The organism is Pseudomonas wadenswilerensis (genome assembly GCF_024749185.1).
Lineage (GTDB): Bacteria > Pseudomonadota > Gammaproteobacteria > Pseudomonadales > Pseudomonadaceae > Aquipseudomonas > Aquipseudomonas wadenswilerensis.
On sequence record NZ_CP087191.1, the window covers coordinates 4717342 to 4737546 of the forward strand.

At 63.7% G+C, this 20205-nt stretch carries 20 protein-coding genes; 11 read left to right on the plus strand and 9 right to left on the minus strand.

Features of this window, described 5'->3' with window-relative positions:
* Positions 1 to 44: 44 nt before the first annotated feature.
* The 5 genes from LOY45_RS21590 to LOY45_RS21610 all read right to left on the minus strand — a co-directional run bounded on the left by LOY45_RS21590 (position 45) and on the right by LOY45_RS21610 (position 4151).
* A complete protein-coding gene (locus tag LOY45_RS21590; RefSeq protein ID WP_134061447.1) occupies positions 45 to 1202 on the minus strand; it encodes a phospholipase D-like domain-containing protein in 1158 nt (385 codons plus the stop codon).
* Position 1203: 1 nt separating this feature from the next.
* Positions 1204 to 1785 (minus strand): YceI family protein, encoded by a 582-nt coding sequence (locus LOY45_RS21595; RefSeq protein WP_115085477.1) that lies wholly within the window; start codon positions 1783 to 1785, stop codon positions 1204 to 1206.
* Between the two features lie 45 nt (positions 1786 to 1830).
* Positions 1831 to 2127: an amidase gene (locus tag LOY45_RS21600; RefSeq protein ID WP_115085476.1), complete on the minus strand. Its 297-nt coding sequence runs from the start codon at positions 2125 to 2127 to the stop codon at positions 1831 to 1833.
* Positions 2124 to 3200 carry a serine hydrolase domain-containing protein gene (locus tag LOY45_RS21605; RefSeq protein WP_115085697.1) on the minus strand — a complete coding sequence of 359 codons (1077 nt, stop codon included), beginning with the start codon at positions 3198 to 3200 and terminating at the stop codon, positions 2124 to 2126. Before LOY45_RS21605 ends, LOY45_RS21600 begins: the two co-directional genes overlap by 4 nt.
* A gap of 63 nt (positions 3201 to 3263) precedes the next feature.
* Positions 3264 to 4151: an acyl-CoA dehydrogenase middle domain-containing protein gene (locus tag LOY45_RS21610; protein WP_134061446.1), complete on the minus strand. Its 888-nt coding sequence runs from the start codon at positions 4149 to 4151 to the stop codon at positions 3264 to 3266.
* Positions 4152 to 4284: 133 nt separating this feature from the next.
* On the opposite strand from LOY45_RS21610, the gene olsB reads away from it, so the two are divergent.
* Entirely contained in the window at positions 4285 to 5040 is a 756-nt protein-coding gene (gene olsB / locus LOY45_RS21615) for an L-ornithine N(alpha)-acyltransferase (protein WP_134061445.1), read from the plus strand.
* Positions 5040 to 5825: a lysophospholipid acyltransferase family protein gene (locus LOY45_RS21620; RefSeq protein WP_134061444.1), complete on the plus strand. Its 786-nt coding sequence runs from the start codon at positions 5040 to 5042 to the stop codon at positions 5823 to 5825. The genes olsB and LOY45_RS21620 overlap by 1 nt, the downstream gene beginning before the upstream one ends.
* Here the strand turns inward: LOY45_RS21620 and LOY45_RS21625 are convergent.
* Positions 5822 to 6394 carry an acyl carrier protein phosphodiesterase gene (locus tag LOY45_RS21625; protein ID WP_115085472.1) on the minus strand — a complete coding sequence of 191 codons (573 nt, stop codon included), beginning with the start codon at positions 6392 to 6394 and terminating at the stop codon, positions 5822 to 5824. The genes LOY45_RS21620 and LOY45_RS21625 overlap by 4 nt on opposite strands.
* A gap of 155 nt (positions 6395 to 6549) precedes the next feature.
* On the opposite strand from LOY45_RS21625, the gene LOY45_RS21630 reads away from it, so the two are divergent.
* The 3 genes from LOY45_RS21630 to LOY45_RS21640 are packed head-to-tail and all read left to right on the plus strand — an operon-like array spanning position 6550 to position 9102.
* Positions 6550 to 6852 carry an ArsR/SmtB family transcription factor gene (locus LOY45_RS21630; RefSeq protein WP_028943335.1) on the plus strand — a complete coding sequence of 101 codons (303 nt, stop codon included), beginning with the start codon at positions 6550 to 6552 and terminating at the stop codon, positions 6850 to 6852.
* A gap of 13 nt (positions 6853 to 6865) precedes the next feature.
* Complete coding sequence (locus tag LOY45_RS21635; RefSeq protein ID WP_115085471.1) at positions 6866 to 8035, plus strand: MFS transporter; 1170 nt, start codon at positions 6866 to 6868, stop codon at positions 8033 to 8035.
* A gap of 17 nt (positions 8036 to 8052) precedes the next feature.
* Positions 8053 to 9102, plus strand: coding sequence for an alkene reductase (locus tag LOY45_RS21640; protein WP_115085470.1), 1050 nt, complete (start codon positions 8053 to 8055; stop codon positions 9100 to 9102).
* Between the two features lie 127 nt (positions 9103 to 9229).
* Here the strand turns inward: LOY45_RS21640 and LOY45_RS21645 are convergent, their stop codons facing one another.
* The 3 genes from LOY45_RS21645 to LOY45_RS21655 form a co-directional block, all read right to left on the minus strand.
* A complete protein-coding gene (locus LOY45_RS21645; protein ID WP_115085469.1) occupies positions 9230 to 10072 on the minus strand; it encodes an ATPase in 843 nt (280 codons plus the stop codon).
* 87 nt (positions 10073 to 10159) lie between these two features.
* Positions 10160 to 11164 (minus strand): NAD-dependent epimerase/dehydratase family protein, encoded by a 1005-nt coding sequence (locus LOY45_RS21650; RefSeq protein ID WP_115085468.1) that lies wholly within the window; start codon positions 11162 to 11164, stop codon positions 10160 to 10162.
* A gap of 52 nt (positions 11165 to 11216) precedes the next feature.
* The gene (locus LOY45_RS21655) at positions 11217 to 12107 is read right to left on the minus strand and encodes a LysR family transcriptional regulator ArgP (protein WP_115085467.1); all 891 of its coding nucleotides are present in this window, start codon (positions 12105 to 12107) and stop codon (positions 11217 to 11219) included.
* Positions 12108 to 12228: 121 nt separating this feature from the next.
* Here LOY45_RS21655 and LOY45_RS21660 point away from each other — a divergent pair, with 121 nt between their 5' ends.
* The 6 genes from LOY45_RS21660 (at position 12229) to LOY45_RS21685 (ending at position 20204) form a co-directional block, all read left to right on the plus strand.
* On the plus strand, positions 12229 to 12828 hold the full coding sequence (locus tag LOY45_RS21660; protein WP_115085466.1) for a LysE/ArgO family amino acid transporter: 600 nt from the start codon (positions 12229 to 12231) through the stop codon (positions 12826 to 12828).
* 189 nt (positions 12829 to 13017) lie between these two features.
* On the plus strand, positions 13018 to 13614 hold the full coding sequence (locus LOY45_RS21665) for a superoxide dismutase (RefSeq protein ID WP_010220832.1): 597 nt from the start codon (positions 13018 to 13020) through the stop codon (positions 13612 to 13614).
* 316 nt (positions 13615 to 13930) lie between these two features.
* Entirely contained in the window at positions 13931 to 16012 is a 2082-nt protein-coding gene (locus LOY45_RS21670; protein WP_415842519.1) for a putative bifunctional diguanylate cyclase/phosphodiesterase, read from the plus strand.
* Positions 16013 to 16160: 148 nt separating this feature from the next.
* The gene (locus LOY45_RS21675) at positions 16161 to 17501 is read left to right on the plus strand and encodes an imelysin family protein (RefSeq protein ID WP_115085464.1); all 1341 of its coding nucleotides are present in this window, start codon (positions 16161 to 16163) and stop codon (positions 17499 to 17501) included.
* A 195-nt stretch (positions 17502 to 17696) separates the two neighbouring features.
* Positions 17697 to 19124, plus strand: coding sequence for a di-heme oxidoreductase family protein (locus tag LOY45_RS21680; protein ID WP_115085463.1), 1428 nt, complete (start codon positions 17697 to 17699; stop codon positions 19122 to 19124).
* Between the two features lie 15 nt (positions 19125 to 19139).
* Positions 19140 to 20204 (plus strand): imelysin family protein, encoded by a 1065-nt coding sequence (locus LOY45_RS21685; RefSeq protein ID WP_115085462.1) that lies wholly within the window; start codon positions 19140 to 19142, stop codon positions 20202 to 20204.
* The last annotated feature ends 1 nt before the right edge of the window (position 20205 follow it).

A 20205-nucleotide genomic window follows, 5' to 3' on the forward strand; every position in this document is an offset into this window, starting at 1 on the left:
AATGGAAAGGTAAAGACACCATAGACCGTCAGCTTGCGACAGGCTCAATCACGCCGGTCGAGCAGGTTGACCACCAGGCGATCAAGCCAGCCCCACAAACGTTGCTGCACCCGCTTCCACAACGGCCGCGCATGCCAGTGGGCCAGGTCGACGGCCAGGCTTTGGGCAAAGTCGCGCTCGAAGCTTGCCGCCACGTCTGCGGTCAACGGCGGGTCGATTGCTTCGACGTTGGCCTCAAGGTTGAAGCGCAGGTTCCAGTGATCGAAGTTGCACGAGCCGATGCTCACCCAGTCATCCACCAGCACCATTTTCAGGTGCAGGAAGCACGGCTGGTACTCGAAGATTTTCACCCCGGCGCGCAACAGCCGCGGGTAATAGCGATGGCCGGCGTAACGCACCGAAGGGTGATCGGTGCGTGGCCCGGTCAGCAGCAATCGCACATCGACACCCCGGGACGCGGCGCGGCGCAGGGAGCGACGGACTTTCCAGGTCGGCAAGAAATACGGTGTGGCCAGCCAGATGCGCCGTTGGCCGCTGTTCAGGGCACGCACCAGCGACTGCAGGATATCCCGGTGCTGGCGGGCATCGGCGTAGGCTACCCGCCCCATGCCGGCGCCACTGAGCGGTATCCGTGGCAAACGCGACAGGCCGAAATGGGTCGGTGGCCGCCAGGCCGTACGGCGCAAGTTGGCCCGCCACTGGCGGTCGAACAGCATCTGCCAGTCGGCCACCAGCGGGCCTTGCATCTGCACCATCACTTCGTGCCATTCACTGACGTCTTCCGTTGGTGTCCAGAACTGGTCGGTAACGCCGGTGCCGCCCACCACTGCCCAGCTCTGGTCAACCAACAGCAACTTGCGGTGATCGCGAAACAAGTTGCGAAAGCCCCGGCGCCAGCGCAGGCGGTTGTACCAGCGCAACTCGACGCCGGCGGCCAGCAAGCGCTGGCGCAAGCTCAGGGTGAAGGCCAGTGAACCGTAGTCATCGAACAGGCAACGCACCTGCACACCGCGCTCGGCGGCCTGCACCAGGGCCTGGACCATGGTTTCGGCACAGGCCCCCGCTTCGACCAGGTATAACTCAAGGTCGACCTGATGCTCAGCGCGCACGATCGCGGTGAGCATGCGCGGGAAGAATTGCGGACCGTCGATCAATAGCTCGAACTGATTGCCATCGCGCCAGGGAAAGACCGGTCCGGCCATATCAGCGCGCCGTGAAGATCAGCACCGCGGCCACCGGCACTGACGGGCTGATGGACTTGAGCCCGGCCAGCTTGCGCAGAGTGGCAAGCCCCGGGAGCAGATCGAAATCATCAGCACGCAGCATCAACGGCTCCAGGGTTACCACCTGAAAGCGCCGCTCATCCAGGCGCGTGGCCAGCAACAGGGCGCTGTAGCTGTGCTGCTTGCCATGCAGGCTGACGGTCAGCGGCAGGCGCAGTTCCACCTGGGCGCCGTTGGCCAGGTCGTTGATCGGACGCAGGTCGATCTGTGCGTTGACCTTGGCCTCGGGGAATTTGCTGAACTCGAACAGCTCCTTGCGCATGCGCTCATCACGTAGCGGCACGCTGCTGCTGTTGGAGTCCATCTCGATCTGCAACTCGGCGGCGCCCTTGCGATCGACCTTGCCATGCAGGACGAGGAAGCGATGCACCTCGGCGGTGTCGCCATTCTTGCTGGAAACGAACGACAGGCGTGACGACTCGCCATCCAGGTGCCAATTGGCCTGGGCAGGGAGACTCAAGACGACCAGCAGGGCAAGCAGAAGACGCGGCAGACTGAACATGTGAAATCCTGTAACACAATGATCGCCAACCTTACCCGGCTGCCTTCACGGCAGCAAGCGACAGCCCTCGCGCGGGCCCAGCCACTGCGCACGATTCTCTACCCCCAGCCCGGCAGCGCTGATCAGCCGCTGCTGCAGGTCCTCGTCCAGGCGACTCAGCGGCAGGTACTGCTGCACGTAGCCCTGGCAATACTGCGAATCAAAGCCCATGACATAACGGCACGAACAGTATTCCTTGGCCGAGTAGGCACTGAGAATGCCGGGGAAATCCATCAAGGCCTGGCGTTCGTACCAGGCCCAGCCGCCTGTCAGCAGCAACAGCACCAGCAACACGCGCTTCATGGCCGCACCTCGTTGAGCGCAGCCAGTACCCGCTTGAGCAGTTCGTTGTGGGCGAAACTGGCGTCGCGATCATCGGCATATCGCACGATCACCAGCCTGTGCGTCGGCAGCACATACATCGCCTGGCCCCAGTGTCCCAGGGCTGCGTAGGTATCAGGCGGCGCATCCGGCCAGGGTGGCGGGCTGCCGGGCAACGGCAGGTTGAGCCACCAGTGCCCACCCGGATTGGCTTCACCGGGTTGGGCCGTAGCCTGCAGGAACGGCCGGCGATTGAAGGTAACCCACTCGCTGGACAGCAACTGCCGTGAGTGCCAGCGCCCTTCGCGCAACATCAGCAGGCCGATGCGGGCCAGATCGCGAGCACTCATGTACAGGTAGGAAGAACCCACCAGGGTACTTTTGGCGTCACGCTCCCAGACTGCACTGCCGATGCCCAACGGTTCGAACAAAGCGCGCCAGGGATACTCCGCATAACCAGCGTCGCCGACCATGCCACGCAAAGCAGCCGCCAGCACGTTGCTGTCGCCGCTGGAGTAGCGAAAGCGTTGCCCGGGGCTGACCGCTTCGGGCCTGGCCGCCGTGTAGCCGGCCATATCGCCGCGCCCGCGGGTGTAGAGCATGGCCACCACCGAGGACTTGAGCGGTGCATATTCGTAGTCTTCCTGCCAGTCCAGGCCGCTGGCCCAGTGCATCAGGTCCTCGATGCGCACCTGGGGATGGGCACGCATCGGTGAATAAAAACGCGCGACCGGATCCTGCAGGTCAAAGCGGCCTTCGGCGTGGGCAACGCCGAGCAGGGTCGCCAGTACGCTCTTGCTGATCGACCAGGTCAGGTGCGCAGTTTCGGCGGTGCTGGGCGCGGCATAGTGCTCGTAGACAATGCGCCCGTCGGCGATCACCAGCAGCGCGTCGGTGCGTACACCCCGGCGTTGCTGATCATCGCGTGGGGCGAAGGCATAGCGTTCGACCGCCTGCCAGGCGTTTTGGTGGGTAGCGTGCGCAACCGCCCAGTCAGGTACAGGCCAGTATTCCTCGGCCGGCACTGCCTTGCTGAAGGCGAACACAGCCAGCATCCACCACGCCACTTTGCTCATGCCGCTTACTCAAGGCCAGGGTTCGCCCAGCCTGCCAGCGTTTCATGACAGTCCGGCGGCGGCCCAGGCCTTGGCCAGGCGTTTGGCCCGGGCGGCGCTGGCGATCTCCAGCAAGCCCTGATCGCGTTGCCACAGGGTTGCCCACTCGCCTGGGCTGGCCAGCAGCGCCTGGTTGAGTTCCTCCTTCAAAGCGTTGAACTGGGCAAACAGACCGCCCAGCAGCAGATGACTGGCCGCGGCATCAGCGCTCTGGCGGGTGCTTTCGGCACACGCGCCGAGCAGGCCGATAAGGCGCAATTGCAGACCTTGCGGCCAGCCCGTTTCCTGGCCGACGCCATAGAGCCAGGCACACAAGGCACTGAGCACATAGAGATCTTCCAGCGAGCGGAAGGGTTTGACGTAGGCATCCCAGCCGTCCCCCGCCAGGCGCTCGCACAACGCCCCTTGCAGATGCAGGCGGGCATGGCCGACTTCCGGCATCAACGGCAAGGCCGGCAGCGGTTCGAGGCGTACGCCAGGCTCGCCGGCATAGACCACCGCCAGGCTCAGTTCCACCGGCTGCCCTTGCGCCTCGCAGCGCGCCGCCACCAGCAGCCATTCGGCATCGAGCCCAGCGGTGACGAAGTCCTTGCTGCCGCTCAGGCGCAGGTCATCCAGACGCACCTGCATGTCCGCCGGGCGCACGCTGCGCCGCTCGCTGGCGCACAGGGCACCGAGGCTCTGCGGCGCGCTCGGCCACAGCACCCTCAGGGCTGCCTGATAACCGACCAGAAAGGCCAGGCCCGGGGTGGCCATGGCCCGCCCGCCGAGCACCGCCAGCTCGAACGGGCTGACCGGGCCCAGGCGCGCCAGCAGGCTGGAATAGGTGTCGGCCAGATTGGCCGCCTGAGGGTGTCGCTGTCGGTCGTTGAGTCGTTGCAGCCAGGTCATCGAAGCGCTCCTTGAGGGCTGTCATACAAGCATCACCAATTGTTCATGGGGGTGACACCGCATCTACCTAGGCTGAGCTTGCACAACAAAGTCGACCGGCCGCAACCCCATGGCTGGCTTATGGAGACACGCAATGACTCGGATCGCTCGCTCTGGCGACAACAGCACTGAACGCCGTCTGCAAGCCGAACGCCTGGTCGGCCCGGCGGCCCTGCAGGAAGCACAGGCCCTTCGTTTCAGCGTATTCAGCGGTGAATTCAAGGCCAAGCTCAAAGGCGCCGAACTGGGCCTGGACATGGATGACTATGACATTCATTGCCGCCACATCGGCGTGCGCGACCTCAATAGCGGGCGCCTGGTCGCCACCACCCGCCTGCTCGATCATCAGGCGGCCAGCAGCCTGGGGCGCTTCTACAGCGAAGAGGAGTTCAGCCTGCACGGCCTCGGCCACCTGCAAGGGCCGATCCTCGAGCTGGGCCGCACCTGTGTCGACCCGGCCTACCGCAACGGCGGCACCATCGCCGTGCTCTGGGCGGAACTGGCCGAAGTGCTCAACGAAGGCCGCTACAGCTACCTGATGGGCTGCGCCAGCATTCCCATGCAGGATGGTGGCGTGCAGGCCCATGCGATCATGCAGCGCCTGCGCGAACGCTACTTGTGTACCGAGCATCTGCGCGCCGAACCGAAGAAGCCGCTGCCGAGCCTGGCCCTGCCGAGCAACGTCATCGCCGAAATGCCGCCACTGCTCAAGGCCTACATGCGCCTGGGAGCGAAGATTTGCGGCGAGCCGTGCTGGGACGAAGACTTCCAGGTGGCCGACGTGTTCATCCTGCTCAAGCGCGACGAGCTGTGCCCGCGCTATGCCCGTCACTTCAAGGCGGCGGTCTGATGCAGCGCCTGCGCGTCTATGGGCGCGTGGTTCGGGTGCTGCTGGTGGTGCTGTTCGGCCTGGCCATGGCCGCACTGTTCACCCTCTATGAACGCCTGCGCGTGCCGGCCTCGACCGAGCGCCGCCAGCGCTGGTCGCAACTGTTCATGGGCAAACTGAGCAACGCCCTGCCGTTCAAGGTGCGGGTGGTGGGCCAGTTGCCGCAACAGCCGACGCTCTGGGTCAGCAACCATGTATCGTGGACCGACATCCCGTTGCTGGGCATGCTTGCGCCACTGTCGTTCCTGTCAAAGGCCGAAGTGCGCACCTGGCCGGTGGCCGGCTGGCTGGCGCTCAAGGCCGGCACCCTGTTCATCCGCCGTGGCGGCAACGACAGCCAGTTGCTGCGCAAGCAAATCAGCCAGCACCTGCAACAAGACTGCGCGCTGTTGATTTTCCCTGAAGGCACCACCACCGACGGGCGCAGCCTGCGCACCTTCCACGGCCGTCTGCTGGCCAGCGCCATCGACACGCAAACACCGCTGCAACCGGTGGCCCTGCGCTACCTGCGCAACGGGCAAACCGATTCGATCGCGCCGTTTATCGGTGATGACGACCTGCTCTCGCACCTGCTGCGGCTGTTCAGCAATGATTGCGCTGAGGTCGAGATCCATTTGCTCGCGCCGATTGCCAGCGCCGGTGAAGAACGCGCCGCCCTGGCCTTCAAGGCGCAGCAGGCGATCCAGCAGGCATTGTTCGGTAGCGAACCGGCGGTCCAACAGCAACGCCGGGCCAGGGCTGCCTAGGTATTGGCCCGGGCAAAGCGCTGCAGCTGCGGATAGAAATTGCGAAAGTCATCCAGCAACGGCGCATACAGCGCCGCCACCTCCTCCACCGCGCCGTCCATGCCTTCGGGCCGCGACAGGCGCCGGGCGATGCCGCGAAACACCTGTTCAAGCACCGCAAAATCGCGGTAAGACCCCAGCCAGTCATCAGCGGCCATGTACGGTGCAATCTGCGCCAGGCGCCCGGGCAGGGCCGGCTCTGCGGCGAGCACCCGATACACGCGGTCGGTGAACTGGCTCAAGGGCTGCTCGGCATAGTCCTGCCAGTGCAAGGCCAGGCAATGGTCGAAAAACACATCGAGGATGATCCCGGCGTAACGCCGCCGCTCCCGCGGAAAGCGCGACAGCGCCGCCAGCACCAGCGGATGGCTGTCGGTGTAGACATCGATCTGCCGGTGCAGACGGATCGCCGCTTCCAGCGGCAAGGGGAAGCGCCCCTGCAGCGGCCCTTTGACGAAATCGCCATAGAGGCTGCCGAGCAATTGCTCAGGCTGCTGACCGCCGAGATGAAGGTGTGCGAGGTAGTTCATGGGGAGGGATTCTAGCACCCTGCCACCCATATCGTTATAACCCGATATAGCGATTCAAGCTGAGCTCAGAACCACATCATATTTGTATATCGCGAAATACCGATTTATATTTCGCCCCATCGCGATATAACGCTACACACACCACGAGCCCAACCATGCCTCTCGATCTCGACGAAATAATAAAAGCCCTGGCCCACCCAGTACGGCGAGAAATCCTCAACTGGCTGAAGGACCCCGACGCGCAGTTCCCCGACCAGCACCACAGCACCGAACACGGTGTGTGTGCCGGGCAGATCGATCAACGCTGCGGCCTGTCGCAGTCGACCGTCTCCGCCCACCTGGCGACCTTGCAGCGCGCGGGCCTGATCAGCAGCCAGAAGATTGGCCAGTGGCATTTTTTCAAACGCAACGAGGAAACCATCCAGGCCTTCCTCAAGCAGATGAGCCAAGAGCTCTGACAAGGACCTTGCAATGCCCCTTTCGCTGATAATCCTGGCGCTCAGCGCCTTCGCCATCGGTACTACCGAGTTCGTCATCATGGGTCTGCTGCCCGATGTGGCGGCAGACCTGGGGGTATCGATTCCCGGCGCCGGCTGGCTGGTCACCGGTTACGCCCTGGGCGTGGCCATCGGTGCGCCGTTCATGGCCCTGGCCACCTCGCGCCTGCCGCGCAAAGCGGCGCTGATTGCGCTGATGGGCGTGTTCATCGTCGGCAACCTGCTGTGTGCGGTGGCCAGCGACTACAACCTGCTGATGTTCGCCCGGGTGGTGACCGCCCTGTGCCACGGTGCCTTCTTTGGTATCGGTTCGGTGGTGGCGGCAAGCCTGGTGCCGGCCAACCGCCGTGCCTCGGCGGTCGCCTTGATGTTCACCGGCCTGACCCTGGCGAACGTGCTGGGTGTGCCGCTGGGTACCGCGCTGGGTCAGGAATACGGCTGGCGCTCGACCTTCTGGGCGGTAACCGTGATCGGCGTGATTGCCTTGATCGGCCTGATCCGCTTCCTGCCGTTCCGGCATGACGAAGAAAAACTCGACATGCGCGCCGAACTGGCTGCGCTCAAAGGCGCCGGCATCTGGCTGTCGCTGTCGATGACCGTGCTGTTCTCGGCCTCGATGTTCGCCCTGTTCACTTATGTCGCGCCGCTGCTGGGTGATGTTACCGGGGTGTCGCCACGAGGCGTGACCTGGACCCTGCTGCTGATCGGCGTGGGCCTGACCCTGGGCAACATCCTCGGTGGCAAGCTTGCCGACAAGCGCCTGGGCGCCACCCTGATCGGCGTGTTCGCCAGCATGGCGGTGGTCTCCACCGTACTGAGCTGGACCAGCGTTGCGCTGATCCCGGCGGAAATCACCCTGTTCCTCTGGGCCACTGCAGCGTTTGCCGCCGTCCCCGCCCTGCAGGTCAACGTGGTGACCTTCGGCAAGGCTGCCCCGAACCTGGTCTCGACCCTGAACATCGGCGCGTTCAACCTGGGCAACGCCCTCGGCGCCTGGGTCGGCGGCACCGTCATCGCCCAGGGCCTGGGCCTGACCCGCGTGCCCCTGGCCGCCGCAGCGCTGGCGGTACTGGCGCTGATCGTCACCCTGATCACTTTCAGCCAGGGCGGTAACAAAGCCGAACTGGCACCTGCCACTCACTGATAGGCCTTGAGGTACATATGACGACTCTTTTCGATCCGATCACCCTCGGCGACCTCGACCTGCCGAACCGCATCATCATGGCCCCGCTGACCCGCTGCCGCGCCGATGAAGGCCGGGTGCCCAACGCACTGATGGCCGAGTACTACGTACAACGGGCCAGTGCCGGGCTGATCCTCAGCGAAGCCACCTCGGTCACGCCGATGGGCGTGGGCTACCCGGACACCCCGGGCATCTGGTCGAACGATCAGGTGCGTGGCTGGACCAACGTGACCAAGGCGGTGCATGGCGCCGGCGGGCGGATTTTCCTGCAACTGTGGCATGTGGGGCGTATCTCGCACCCCAGCTACCTCAATGGTGAAGCCCCGGTCGCGCCAAGCGCCATCCAGCCGAAAGGCCATGTCAGCCTGGTGCGTCCATTGGCCGACTACCCAACCCCGCGTGCGCTGGAAAGCGCAGAAATCGCCGACATCGTCGAGGCCTACCGCACCGGTGCCGAGAACGCCAAGGCGGCTGGTTTCGATGGCGTCGAAGTGCATGCCGCCAACGGTTACCTGATCGACCAGTTCCTGCAGAGCAGCACCAACCAGCGCAATGACCAGTACGGTGGTTCGCTGGAGAACCGTGCACGGCTACTGCTGGAAGTGACTGACGCGGTGATCGAAGTCTGGGGCGCGCAAAGGGTTGGCGTGCACCTGGCGCCACGGGCCGATGCCCATGACATGGGCGATGCCAACCGTGCCGAGACCTTCACCTATGTGGCCCGGGAACTGGGCAAGCGCGGTATTGCCTTTATCTGCTCGCGGGAGAAGGAAGCGGACGACAGCATTGGCGCGCTGATCAAGCAAGCCTTTGGCGGCCCTTATATCGTCAACGAGCGCTTCACCAAAGCCAGCGCCAATGCTTCGCTGGCCAGTGGCAAAGCCGATGCAGTGGCCTTCGGTATCCCGTTCATTGCCAACCCGGACCTGCCGGCGCGGCTGGCGGCGGATGCACCGCTGAACGAGCCGCACCCGGAGACCTTCTATGCCAAGGGGCCGGTGGGTTATATCGATTATCCGCGGATGTAAACCTTGGGGCTGCCTTGCAGCCCATCGCCGGCAAGGCCAGCTCCCACAAAGTCCGCTGCAAGCAGATCCAGTGTGGGAGCTGGCCTTGCCGGCGATGGGCCGCAACAGCGGCCCTGTTTAGCGCCGATCAAGGCCGGGCGTTGATCTGCTGTTGCAGGTTCTGCACCTGGCTTTGCAAGGTATTGATGTTTCGAGTCACCTGGCCACGAAACGCATCGAACTCCGCCGTTGACGCACCGCCACTGGCCGCAGGCGCCGGGCGGTTCTCCTGCTCGCTCTTGAGCACGATCAGGTCCTGCTCCAGGCGCTGGATCGCCGCCGTCGGGTTGCCCTGCTTCTTCAACGCCGTCACCTCAGCGTTCAGGCTCTTGAGCTCACCATCAAGCTTGCCGCCATCCACCTGGGCCGTCTTCAATGCAGCCAGCTCGTCGTTCACCCGCTTGAGCTGAGCCTGCAGCTGTTCCTGCAACTTGGCGTTGGCCGCCTGTTGCTCACTGGCCTGAGCCAGTACCAGTTCCAGGCGTTTGCCCAGATCGCCGGTCTGCCCGGCCACACCTTGCTGTTGCTTACCCTGCTCGGTCAGGCTCGCCTGCAGTTGCTTGATCTGCAACTTCAGGGCCTCGCTGTCGGTGCTGACGCTGGTCTCGCTGGCCGCAACCTTACCGCTGATCGCCTGCAGGCGCCCCGCCGCGTCTTCACTGATGCGGGCAAAGCTCTCCTGGGTGGCAACCAGTTGCTGCTCCATCAGGGAAATCTGTTGAAAACTCCACCAGCCAAGGCCGGCCAGGGCAATGAACGAGGCGCCGAGCAATGCCCACAGCGGGCCAGTATTTGCCGCCTTCGGTACAGCGCGCGGAGCCGATGCATGGCCACGTCGCGCACCCGCTACCGGTACGAAATCATCGTCATCACGGCTACCGGCGGTCAAGGTCGGCACGTTATCGAAATCATCTGGAGCATCGTTACGCATGGGATCCCTTCAACCACGGTGATAGCAAATGGTCAGTAGTATAAAGCCTGATCAGCGCACTGATCGACCGCAAAGCCTTGATCCGGTTCAGTCCTTGCCGGACGGAAGGTCCTGGGCTTTCCACCAGCCGCAGAACTCATCCAGCGCCGACCACAGGCTGACGCTGGGGCGGTAATCAAGAAACTGCCGGGCGCGGCTGATGTCGAGGGTGAAGTCCTTGCTCATCACCTGCATCCCCAGGCGCGACAGGGTCGGTTGCGGGCGGCCCGGCCAGAGCAGGCAGGCGCCTTCGTTCAAGGCGGCAAGGCTGTAGGCGAGGCCGTAGGAACGGTAGCGGGTAACCTGCGGAAGGTGCATTTGCCGCATCACGTAATTGACCACATCCCACAATGGCAAAGGGTGACCATTGCTGATGTTGTAGGCCTGACCCAGCGCTGCCTCGTCGGCGAGCAAGGCACTGACCAACGCCTCGTTGAGGTTCTGCACGCTGGTGAAATCGACCTTGTTCAGGCCATTGCCGATGATTGCCAGGCGCCGCTTGCGCTGCATCTGCAGCAAGCGCGGGAAGATACTCACGTCGCCCGCGCCGGTGACGAAGCGTGGACGCAAGGCCAGCACTTCGAGACCGAACTCCTGGGCCCCAAAGACCTTCTGCTCGGCCAGGTACTTGGTCGCCCCGTAATGATCATGGAAGCGCCGCGGCACCTGGTCTTCAGTGATACCCAGCTGCGAGCGGCCATTGAAGTAGATCGATGGCGACGACAGGTGCACCAACCGCCGCACATGCTCCTTCAAGCAAGCCTCGACAACGTTTTCAGTGACCGCCACGTTGCCTTGATAGAAGTCCTGGTATCGCCCCCAGTTACCCACCGCACCGGCACAATGCACCACCGCCTCGACGCCCTGGCACAGGCGCCGGGCCAGGTCCGGGTCGTTCAGGTCACCCGGGATGAACTGCGCGCCGCGCCGCACCAGGTGCTCGACGCCTTCGGCGCGTCGGCCGTTGACCCGAACGTCAAAGCCCTGCTCCAGGGCAAAGCGCGCAAAGCGCCCGCCAATGAAGCCGCTCGCGCCGGTGACCAGAATTCGCATGTAGCACTCCGCCTAAAACAGGTTTTTCAGATACTGCTGACGCCGCCAGGGCCTACAAGGGCACCAGCCACTGCCCGGCTGTGAGGCGCAGGTGTTCCGTCAGTTGGCCGAGCAACTGCCCGCCATTGCGCCAATGATGCCAGTACAAGGGCACGTCGATGGGTTTATCCGCTGATATTTCTACCAGACGCCCGCTGGCCAGCTGATCGCGTACCTGCAGTTCCGGCACCAGGCCCCAACCCAGGCCTGCCTCGGTCATGCGCAAAAAGCCTTCGGAAGAGGGACACAGGTGATGAAGGAAACCGTCCTGAATACCCAGGGAAGCCAGATAACGATGCTGGAGAAAATCATCCGGTCCGAACACCAGCGCCGGGGTGCGCGACAAGCGGGCGGCATCGAAGCCCGCTGGAAAGTAGCGGGCCATGAACGCCGGGCTGGCCAGGGCCCGATAGCGCATGGCGCCGAGCAACAGGCTGCGTGCGCCTGCCACCGGGCGTTCGCTGCCACACAGGCAGGCGGCCACTTCACCGGCGCGCATGCGCTTGAGGCCGACTTCCTGGTCTTCCACGACCAGGTCCAGCAGCACTTGCTGATCGGCACAAAACTCACCCACCGCTCCTGCCCACCAGGTCGCCAGGCTGTCGGCGTTCAGGGCAATGCGCAGACGCTCGGGCATGCCCTCCTCGTCCAGCGCCGGCACCTGACTTTGCAGGTCGCGTTCGAGCAGGCGCACCTGCTGTACATGGTTGAGCAAGCGCCGGCCGACATCGGTGGGGCTCGGCGGATTGGCGCGCACCAGCACCGGCTGGCCGACCCGCGCCTCGAGCAGCTTGATGCGCTGGGAAATCGCCGACTGCGACAAACCCAGCACCTGGGCGGCGCGCTCGAAGCCGGCCTGCTCGACAACGGCAGCGAGGGCTGAAAGCAGTTTGTAATCGAACATTATTTTTCCTAATGCCTGATCAGCTTTATTTGTTTTTCTTATACAGATGAAATCCCCACAATGGCCAGCATCTTCTTTGTGTTTGCGCCCGCGCCCTGCGGGTGTCTGTGGAGTCTTCCCTATGTGGCAAAGCTACCTGAACGGCCTGCTGGTCGCCTTCGGCCTGATCATGGCGATCGGCACACAAAACGCCTTTGTCCTGGCGCAAAGCCTGCGCCGTGAACATCACCTGCCGGTGGCGGCGCTGTGCGTGGTCTGCGATGCCATCCTGGTGGCGGCCGGGGTATTCGGCCTGGCCACGGTGCTGGCGCAGAACCCGACCCTGCTGGCAGTGGCGCGCTGGGGCGGCGCGGTGTTTCTGATCTGGTACGGCGGCAAGGCCCTGCTGCGCGCCTGCTCGCAACAGAGCCTGCATCAGGGTGAGGGCCAGGGCCTGCGCTCGCGCCGGGCGGTGCTGCTCAGCGCCCTGGCGGTAACCCTGCTCAACCCGCATGTGTACCTCGATACCGTATTGTTGATCGGCTCTCTGGGTGCCCAGCAAACCGTGCCCGGCGCCTACGTGGCCGGTGCCGCCAGCGCCTCGCTGCTGTGGTTCTTCACCCTGGCCCTGGGCGCCGCCTGGCTGGCTCCGTGGCTGGCGCGCCCAGGCACCTGGCGGCTGCTCGACCTGATGGTGGCGGTGATGATGTTTGCCGTGGCGGCACAGTTGATCTTTACCTGAGGCGCCGCTCGTCCGGCACCGGCAAAGGCTCTGGAACCTCTTTCCCGTACACTTGTTGCGTGGTTAAGCACCGGGCCCGGTGCTATGATCCAGCCCTTGCGTCGCAAAGAGTACAAACTCGCCGACGCACACCGGCCGCCCGTGATCGGCCTTGCGCTCACCGCAACAGACCTGATTAGGAGAATCACCATGGCTTTTGAATTGCCGCCGCTGCCTTACGCCCACGACGCCCTGCAGCCGCACATTTCCAAGGAAACCCTGGAATACCACCACGACAAGCACCACAACACCTATGTCGTGAACCTGAACAACCTGGTGCCAGGCACCGAGTTCGAAGGCAAAACCCTGGAAGAGATCGTCAAGACCTCCTCGGGCGGTATCTTCAACAACGCCGCTCAGGTCTGGAACCACACCTTCTACTGGAACTGCCTGGCGCCAAACGCTGGCGGCCAACCAACCGGCGCCCTGGCTGAAGCCATCAACGCCGCGTTCGGTTCCTTCGACAAGTTCAAGGAAGAGTTCACCAAGACTTCGGTCGGCACCTTCGGTTCCGGTTGGGGCTGGCTGGTGAAAAAAGCCGACGGTTCCCTGGCCCTGGCCAGCACCATCGGCGCCGGCAACCCGCTGACCAGCGGCGACACCCCGCTGCTGACCTGCGACGTCTGGGAACACGCCTACTACATCGACTACCGCAACCTGCGTCCGAAGTACGTCGAGGCGTTCTGGAACCTGGTCAACTGGAAGTTCGTGGCCGAGCAGTTCGAAGGCAAGACCTTCACTGCCTGAGCCGGCTGCTGATCGATACGTTGCACAAGGTATCGAGCGACCGAAAAGCCCACCCTAGCGGTGGGCTTTTTTATGGGCGCCTTCGCTGCAACATTTTTCATCCTATTCACGCGCCGTGTATCTTGCCGCGCACGCAGAGCGCGCTAACATCAAACGTTGGGAAACTCGTTCCCACGGATTAAAGTCGCGAGGCCGGGCAACCGATACAGTGACGGCAGGTAGCCAACCTGCTCCGGGTGCAAAAAAAGCACCCTCGCGGAGCTGGAGAAGTCCTGTTGACGGCCGATAGTGGATTGCCAAGTTTGATGGCAAAATGATGCCATGCGCATGGATTAAGGAAACCCCATTGAAGCTGGAACTCAAGAACAGCTTATCGGTCAAGTTGCTCAGGGTAGTACTGCTCTCGGCGTTGGTCGTCGGTGTAGTTCTCAGTTGTGCGCAGATCGTCTTCGATGTCTACAAGACCCGCCAGGCCGTCGCCAATGACGCTCAACGGATCCTCGACATGTTCCGTGACCCTTCGACCCAGGCGGTGTACAGCCTCGACAAGGAAATGGGCATGCAGGTCATGGAGGGCTTGTTCCAGGACGAATCCGTGCGCATGGCCGCCATCGGCCATCCCAACGAAACCATGCTGGCGGAAAAATCCCGCCCGCTGCAGGAAGTTTCCAGCCGCTGGTTAACCGACCTGATTCTCGGCCAGGAACGTAGCTTCACCACCCAACTGGTCGGCCGTGGCCCCTATAGCGAATATTACGGCGACCTGAGCATTACCCTCGACACCGCCGCATATGGCGAGGGCTTCCTGGTCAGTTCGGTGATCATCTTCATTTCCGGCGTGCTGCGCGCCCTGGCCATGGGCCTGGTGCTGTACCTGGTCTATCACTGGATGCTGACCAAGCCGCTGTCGAAGATCATCGAGCACCTCACCCAGATCAACCCCGACCGTCCCAGCCAGCATCAACTGCCGCTGATCAAGGGCCACGAAAAGAACGAGCTGGGCCTGTGGGTCAATACCGCCAACCAGCTGCTGGCGTCGATCGAGCGCAACACCCACCTGCGCCACGAAGCCGAGAACAGCCTGTTGCGCATGGCCCAGTACGACTTCCTCACCGGCCTGCCCAACCGCCAGCAACTGCAGCAGCAACTGGACAAGATCCTCGTCGACGCCGGCCGCCTGCAACGCCGGGTAGCGGTGCTGTGCGTCGGCCTGGACGACTTCAAGGGCATCAACGAGCAGTTCAGCTACCAGGCCGGCGACCAGTTGCTGCTGGCCCTGGCCGATCGCCTGCGTGCCCACAGTGGCCGGCTTGGCGCCCTGGCGCGCCTGGGCGGCGACCAGTTCGCCCTGGTCCAGGCCGATATCGAGCAGCCCTACGAAGCTGCCGAGCTGGCCCAGAGCATTCTTGATGATCTCGAGGCGCCGTTCGCCCTCGACCATCAGGAAATCCGCCTGCGTGCCACCATCGGCATCACCCTGTTCCCCGAGGACGGCGACAGCACCGAGAAGCTGCTGCAAAAGGCCGAACAGACCATGACGCTGGCCAAGGCCCGCTCGCGCAACCGTTATCAGTTCTACATTGCCAGCGTCGACAGCGAGATGCGCCGCCGTCGCGAACTGGAAAAAGACTTGCGCGAAGCCCTGCCGCGCAACCAGCTGTTTCTGGTCTATCAGCCACAGATCAGCTACCGCGACCATCGCGTGGTCGGTGTGGAAGCGCTGCTGCGCTGGCAGCATCCGGAACTGGGCATGGTTCCGCCGGACCAGTTCATCCCCCTGGCCGAGCAGAACGGCAACATCATCACCATCGGCGAGTGGGTGCTCGACCAGGCCTGCCGGCAACTGCGCGACTGGCACGACCAGGGCTTCAGCGAACTGCGCATGGCGGTCAACCTGTCGACCGTGCAACTGCACCACAACGAGCTGCCGCGGGTGGTCAACAACCTGCTGCAGATCTACCGCCTGCCACCGCGCAGCCTGGAGCTGGAAGTCACCGAAACCGGCCTGATGGAAGACATCAGCACCGCCGCCCAGCACCTGCTGAGCCTGCGCCGCTCCGGGGCGCTGATCGCCATTGACGACTTCGGTACCGGCTACTCATCGCTCAGCTACCTGAAGTCGCTGCCGCTGGACAAGATCAAGATCGACAAGAGTTTCGTCCAGGACCTGCTCGATGACGACGACGATGCCACCATCGTTCGCGCCATCATCCAGCTGGGCAAGAGCCTGGGCATGCAGGTCATTGCCGAGGGTGTCGAGACAGCTGAACAAGAGGCCTACATCATCGCCCAGGGTTGCCACGAAGGTCAGGGCTATCACTACAGCAAACCGCTGCCTGCCCGGGAGTTGACCGCGTTCCTCAAGCAGGCGCAGCGCAACCAGGTTTCGATTCTGTAACCCCTGTTCGCATTGCCCGAAGTGGTGGAAACACGCATTTGAATATTTACGTGACTGCCCCTTTACACAAAATGCAAATCTTTCGCATTATGTTGCAGTTTTGCGTGCCCCGGTACGCCTGTCCAACCTCTCGACGCAGGAATTCGCCATGATTCGTATGCCTCTGGCCACCGCCAGTCTGTTGGCCATTGCCATCTCTCTCGCCGGTTGCGGCGACAGCAAGGACAAGGACAAGGCCGCCGCACCGCAAGCCCCGGCTGCCACCTCCTCGGCTGCCGCACCGGCCGCCGCTGGCGCCGTCGACGAGGCAGCGGCAAAAGCCGTGGTCAAGCACTACGCCGACATGGTCCATGCCGTCTACAGCGACTCGCTGAGCACCGCCAAGACCCTGCAAACCGCCATCGATGCCTTCCTCGCCAAGCCCAACGATGAAACCCTGAACGCCGCCAAGGCCGCCTGGGTCGCTGCCCGTGTGCCGTACCTGCAGAGCGAAGTGTTCCGCTTCGGCAACACCATCATCGACGACTGGGAAGGTCAGGTGAACGCCTGGCCGCTGGACGAAGGCCTGATCGACTACGTCGACAAGAGCTACGAGCATGCCCTGGGCAACCCTGGCGCCACCGCCAATATCATCGCCAACACGCAAGTGCAGGTCGGCGAAGACAAGGTTGACGTCAAGGACATCACCCCGGAGAAACTGGCCAGCCTGAACGAGCTGGGCGGCTCCGAAGCCAACGTCGCCACCGGCTACCACGCCATCGAATTCCTGCTCTGGGGCCAGGACCTCAACGGCACCGGCCCAGGCGCTGGCGCTCGTCCTGCTTCCGACTACCTCGAAGGCAAGGGCGCTACCGGTGGCCACAATGAACGCCGTCGCGCTTACCTGAAAGCCGTGACCCAACTGCTGGTCAACGACCTCGAAGAAATGGTCGGCAACTGGGCGCCGAACGTCGCCACCAACTACCGCGCCACCCTCGAAGCCGAGCCGGTTGCCGACGGCCTGCGCAAAATGCTGTTCGGCATGGGCAGCCTGTCGCTGGGCGAACTGGCTGGCGAGCGCATGAAGGTTTCCCTGGAGGCCAACTCGCCTGAAGACGAGCAGGACTGCTTCAGCGACAACACCCACAACTCGCACTTCTACGACGCCAAGGGCATCCGCAACGTCTACCTGGGCGAGTACACCCGCACCGACGGCACCAAGCTGACCGGCCCGAGCCTGTCGTCGCTGGTGGCCAAGGTCGACGCGGCCACCGACACCACCCTCAAGGCCGACCTGGAAGCGACCGAAGCCAAGATCCAGGTCATGGTCGACCACGCGGCCAAAGGCGAGCACTACGACCAGCTGATCGCAGCCGATAATGCTGCCGGCAACCAGATCGTGCGTGACGCCATCGCCGCCCTGGTCAAACAGACCGGTGCAATCGAACAGGCGTCGAGCAAACTGGGCATCGCCAACCTGGCGCCAGACACCGCCGATCACGAGTTCTGATTCAGCGGCGGTAAAAAAGGCGACCTTCGGGTCGCCTTTTTTATGCGCATCATCGCGGGCTAGCCCGCTGCCACCTGTAGGAGCGGGCTTGCCCCGCGATAGATTTCATCCAGCAAACGCAAATCCCTCTTATTCAATTACCCTGAGCCTGCTAAGCTTGCACGCCGGTTTTTTGCCCAAGCCCCAGGATTATTGATGTCCTCGTTGCTTCCCCGCCTCAGTCCCCTGCTTCTGGCCGTCCTTCTGGCCGGTTGCGACGACGCACCGCGTTTCACCCAGGCCGAGCCCGGTGAAGCGCTGGCCGGTGGCAAGGCGACGGTGAACAAGCGCGACCAGAACGCCTATTCCATGCCTTCGGCGAACCTGCCGCCGAGCCGGCGCCTGGACTTCAGTGTCGGCAACAGCTTCTTCCGCAGCCCCTGGGTGATCGCGCCGTCGACCACCACCGCCCGTGACGGCCTGGGCCCGCTGTTCAATACCAATGCCTGCCAGAACTGCCACATCAAGGACGGCCGCGGCCACCCGCCCGGGCCCACCGCCGCCAACTCGGTGTCGATGCTGGTGCGCCTGTCGATCCCGGATCAGCCGCAGTACGCCAAGGTCATCGAGCAACTGGGCATCGTTCCGGAGCCGGTGTATGGCGGTCAGTTTCAGGACATGGCAGTGCCCGGTGTCGCCCCCGAGGGCAAGGTCAGGGTCGAATACGACCCGGTAGCCGTGGCCTTCAAGGACGGCACTCAGGTCGAGCTGCGCCAGCCCAGGTTGCAAATCAGTCAACTGGGCTACGGCCCGATGCATCCGGACACGCGCTTTTCCGCCCGCGTCGCCCCGCCGATGATCGGCCTGGGCCTGCTCGAGGCCATCCCCGAGGCGGCGATCCTGGCCAATGCCGACCCCGATGACCGCAACGGCGACGGTATCCGTGGTCGCGCCAACCGGGTCTGGGACGATGCCCTGGGCAAGACCGTGGTCGGCCGCTTCGGCTGGAAGGCCGGGCAACCGAACCTCAACCAACAGAATGTCCACGCGTTTTCCGGCGACATGGGCCTGACCACCAGCCTGCGGCCGATGGACGATTGCACCCCGGCGCAGACCGACTGCCTCAACGCCCCCAACGGCAACGGCGCCAATGGCGAGCAGGAGGTCAGCGACAACATCCTGCGCCTGGTGCTGTTCTACACCCGCAACCTGGCGGTGCCGGTGCGCAAGGACGTCGACTCGCCCCAGGTGCTGGCCGGCAAGAACTTGTTCCACCAGGCCGGCTGCCAGAGCTGCCACACGCCGCAATTCACCACCGCCAGCGACGCCGCCGAGCCGGAGCTGGCCAACCAGCTGATCCGCCCCTACAGCGACCTGCTGCTGCATGACATGGGCCCGGGCCTGGCCGACAACCGCAGCGAGTTCGCCGCCAGCGGCCAGGACTGGCGCACCCCGCCGCTGTGGGGCATCGGCTTGAACGAGACCGTCAGCGGTCACACCCAGTTTCTCCACGATGGCCGCGCCCGCAGCCTGCTCGAAGCCGTGCTCTGGCATGGCGGCGAGGCCGAAGCGGCCAAGCAGTACGTACTGACCTTCAATGCCGAGCAGCGCGCCGCGTTGCTGGCCTTCCTGAATTCACTTTAAGCAAAGGAGCCGGGCATGTTCCGTCCCAAACTGTTGTTCACCAGCCTTGCCGCCCTCGCCCTCGGCGCCTGCTCGCCGCAAGACCCGCAAGCGGTGACTTCGGCAGCGATCGCCAAACAAGTGATCCTGCCGACCTACAGCCGCTGGGTCGAAGCCGACCGCCAACTGGCCGTCAGTGCCCTGGCCTTCTGCGAAGGCAAGGCGGACCTTGCCACTGCCCGCGCCGACTTCCTCCACGCGCAAAAAGCCTGGGCAGAGCTGCAGCCGCTGCTGATCGGCCCGCTGGCTGAAGGCAACCGCGCCTGGCAGGTGCAGTTCTGGCCCGACAAGAAAAACCTGGTCGGCCGTCAGGTCGAGCAACTGGTCAACGGTGACAAGCCGGTCGACGCCGAAACCCTGGGCAAATCCAGTGTCGTCGTGCGCGGCCTGTCGGCTTACGAATACATCCTCTTCGACAGCAAGCCGGATACCGCCAACGCCGAACAGAAAGCCCGCTACTGCCCGCTGTTGGTGGCCATCGGCGAGCACCAGAAGGCCCTGGCCGAAGAAATCCTCAAAGGCTGGAACACCACCGACGGCATGCTGGCGCAGATGACCAAGTTCCCCAACCAGCGTTATGCCGATTCCCACGAGGCCATTGCCGACCTGCTGCGTGCCCAGGTCACCGCGCTGGACACCCTGAAGAAGAAGCTCGGCGCACCCATGGGCCGCCTGAGCAAGGGCATCCCGCAGCCACTGCAGGCCGAAGCCTGGCGCAGCCACTCTTCGCTGAAAAGCCTGGAAGCCAGCCTGAACGCTGCCCAGACTGTCTGGGTCGGGGTCGACAACAAGGGCCTGCGCGGCCTGCTGGGCAAAGACCAGCAAGCCCTGGCCGACAAGATCGACGCCGCCTACGCCAACGCGATCAAGCTGCTGACCAGCAACCAGAAAACCCTGGGCGAGTTGCTCGACGACGAAGCCGGTCGCCAGCAGTTGAACACCCTTTACGACAGCCTCAACGTCGTCCACCGCCTGCACGAAGGCGAGCTGGCCAAGGCGCTGGGCATCCAGCTGGGCTTCAACGCCAACGACGGTGACTGAT

Bases quoted from the DNA above. Each gene is read 5' to 3' on its own strand.
- LOY45_RS21650 (WP_115085468.1), bottom strand. From the start codon at position 11,164: ATGCGAATTCTGGTCACCGGCGCGAGCGGCTTCATTGGCGGGCGCTTT.
- LOY45_RS21620 (WP_134061444.1), top strand. From the start codon at position 5,040: ATGCAGCGCCTGCGCGTCTATGGGCGCGTGGTTCGGGTGCTGCTGGTG.
- LOY45_RS21680 (WP_115085463.1), top strand. From the start codon at position 17,697: ATGTCCTCGTTGCTTCCCCGCCTCAGTCCCCTGCTTCTGGCCGTCCTT.
- olsB (WP_134061445.1), top strand. From the start codon at position 4,285: ATGACTCGGATCGCTCGCTCTGGCGACAACAGCACTGAACGCCGTCTG.
- LOY45_RS21665 (WP_010220832.1), top strand. From the start codon at position 13,018: ATGGCTTTTGAATTGCCGCCGCTGCCTTACGCCCACGACGCCCTGCAG.
- LOY45_RS21600 (WP_115085476.1), bottom strand. From the start codon at position 2,127: ATGAAGCGCGTGTTGCTGGTGCTGTTGCTGCTGACAGGCGGCTGGGCC.
- LOY45_RS21675 (WP_115085464.1), top strand. From the start codon at position 16,161: ATGATTCGTATGCCTCTGGCCACCGCCAGTCTGTTGGCCATTGCCATC.
- LOY45_RS21630 (WP_028943335.1), top strand. From the start codon at position 6,550: ATGCCTCTCGATCTCGACGAAATAATAAAAGCCCTGGCCCACCCAGTA.
- LOY45_RS21610 (WP_134061446.1), bottom strand. From the start codon at position 4,151: ATGACCTGGCTGCAACGACTCAACGACCGACAGCGACACCCTCAGGCG.
- LOY45_RS21660 (WP_115085466.1), top strand. From the start codon at position 12,229: ATGTGGCAAAGCTACCTGAACGGCCTGCTGGTCGCCTTCGGCCTGATC.
- LOY45_RS21635 (WP_115085471.1), top strand. From the start codon at position 6,866: ATGCCCCTTTCGCTGATAATCCTGGCGCTCAGCGCCTTCGCCATCGGT.
- LOY45_RS21685 (WP_115085462.1), top strand. From the start codon at position 19,140: ATGTTCCGTCCCAAACTGTTGTTCACCAGCCTTGCCGCCCTCGCCCTC.
- LOY45_RS21655 (WP_115085467.1), bottom strand. From the start codon at position 12,107: ATGTTCGATTACAAACTGCTTTCAGCCCTCGCTGCCGTTGTCGAGCAG.
- LOY45_RS21670 (WP_415842519.1), top strand. From the start codon at position 13,931: ATGCCATGCGCATGGATTAAGGAAACCCCATTGAAGCTGGAACTCAAG.
- LOY45_RS21590 (WP_134061447.1), bottom strand. From the start codon at position 1,202: ATGGCCGGACCGGTCTTTCCCTGGCGCGATGGCAATCAGTTCGAGCTA.
- LOY45_RS21595 (WP_115085477.1), bottom strand. From the start codon at position 1,785: ATGTTCAGTCTGCCGCGTCTTCTGCTTGCCCTGCTGGTCGTCTTGAGT.
- LOY45_RS21625 (WP_115085472.1), bottom strand. From the start codon at position 6,394: ATGAACTACCTCGCACACCTTCATCTCGGCGGTCAGCAGCCTGAGCAA.
- LOY45_RS21640 (WP_115085470.1), top strand. From the start codon at position 8,053: ATGACGACTCTTTTCGATCCGATCACCCTCGGCGACCTCGACCTGCCG.
- LOY45_RS21645 (WP_115085469.1), bottom strand. From the start codon at position 10,072: ATGCGTAACGATGCTCCAGATGATTTCGATAACGTGCCGACCTTGACC.
- LOY45_RS21605 (WP_115085697.1), bottom strand. From the start codon at position 3,200: ATGCTGGCTGTGTTCGCCTTCAGCAAGGCAGTGCCGGCCGAGGAATAC.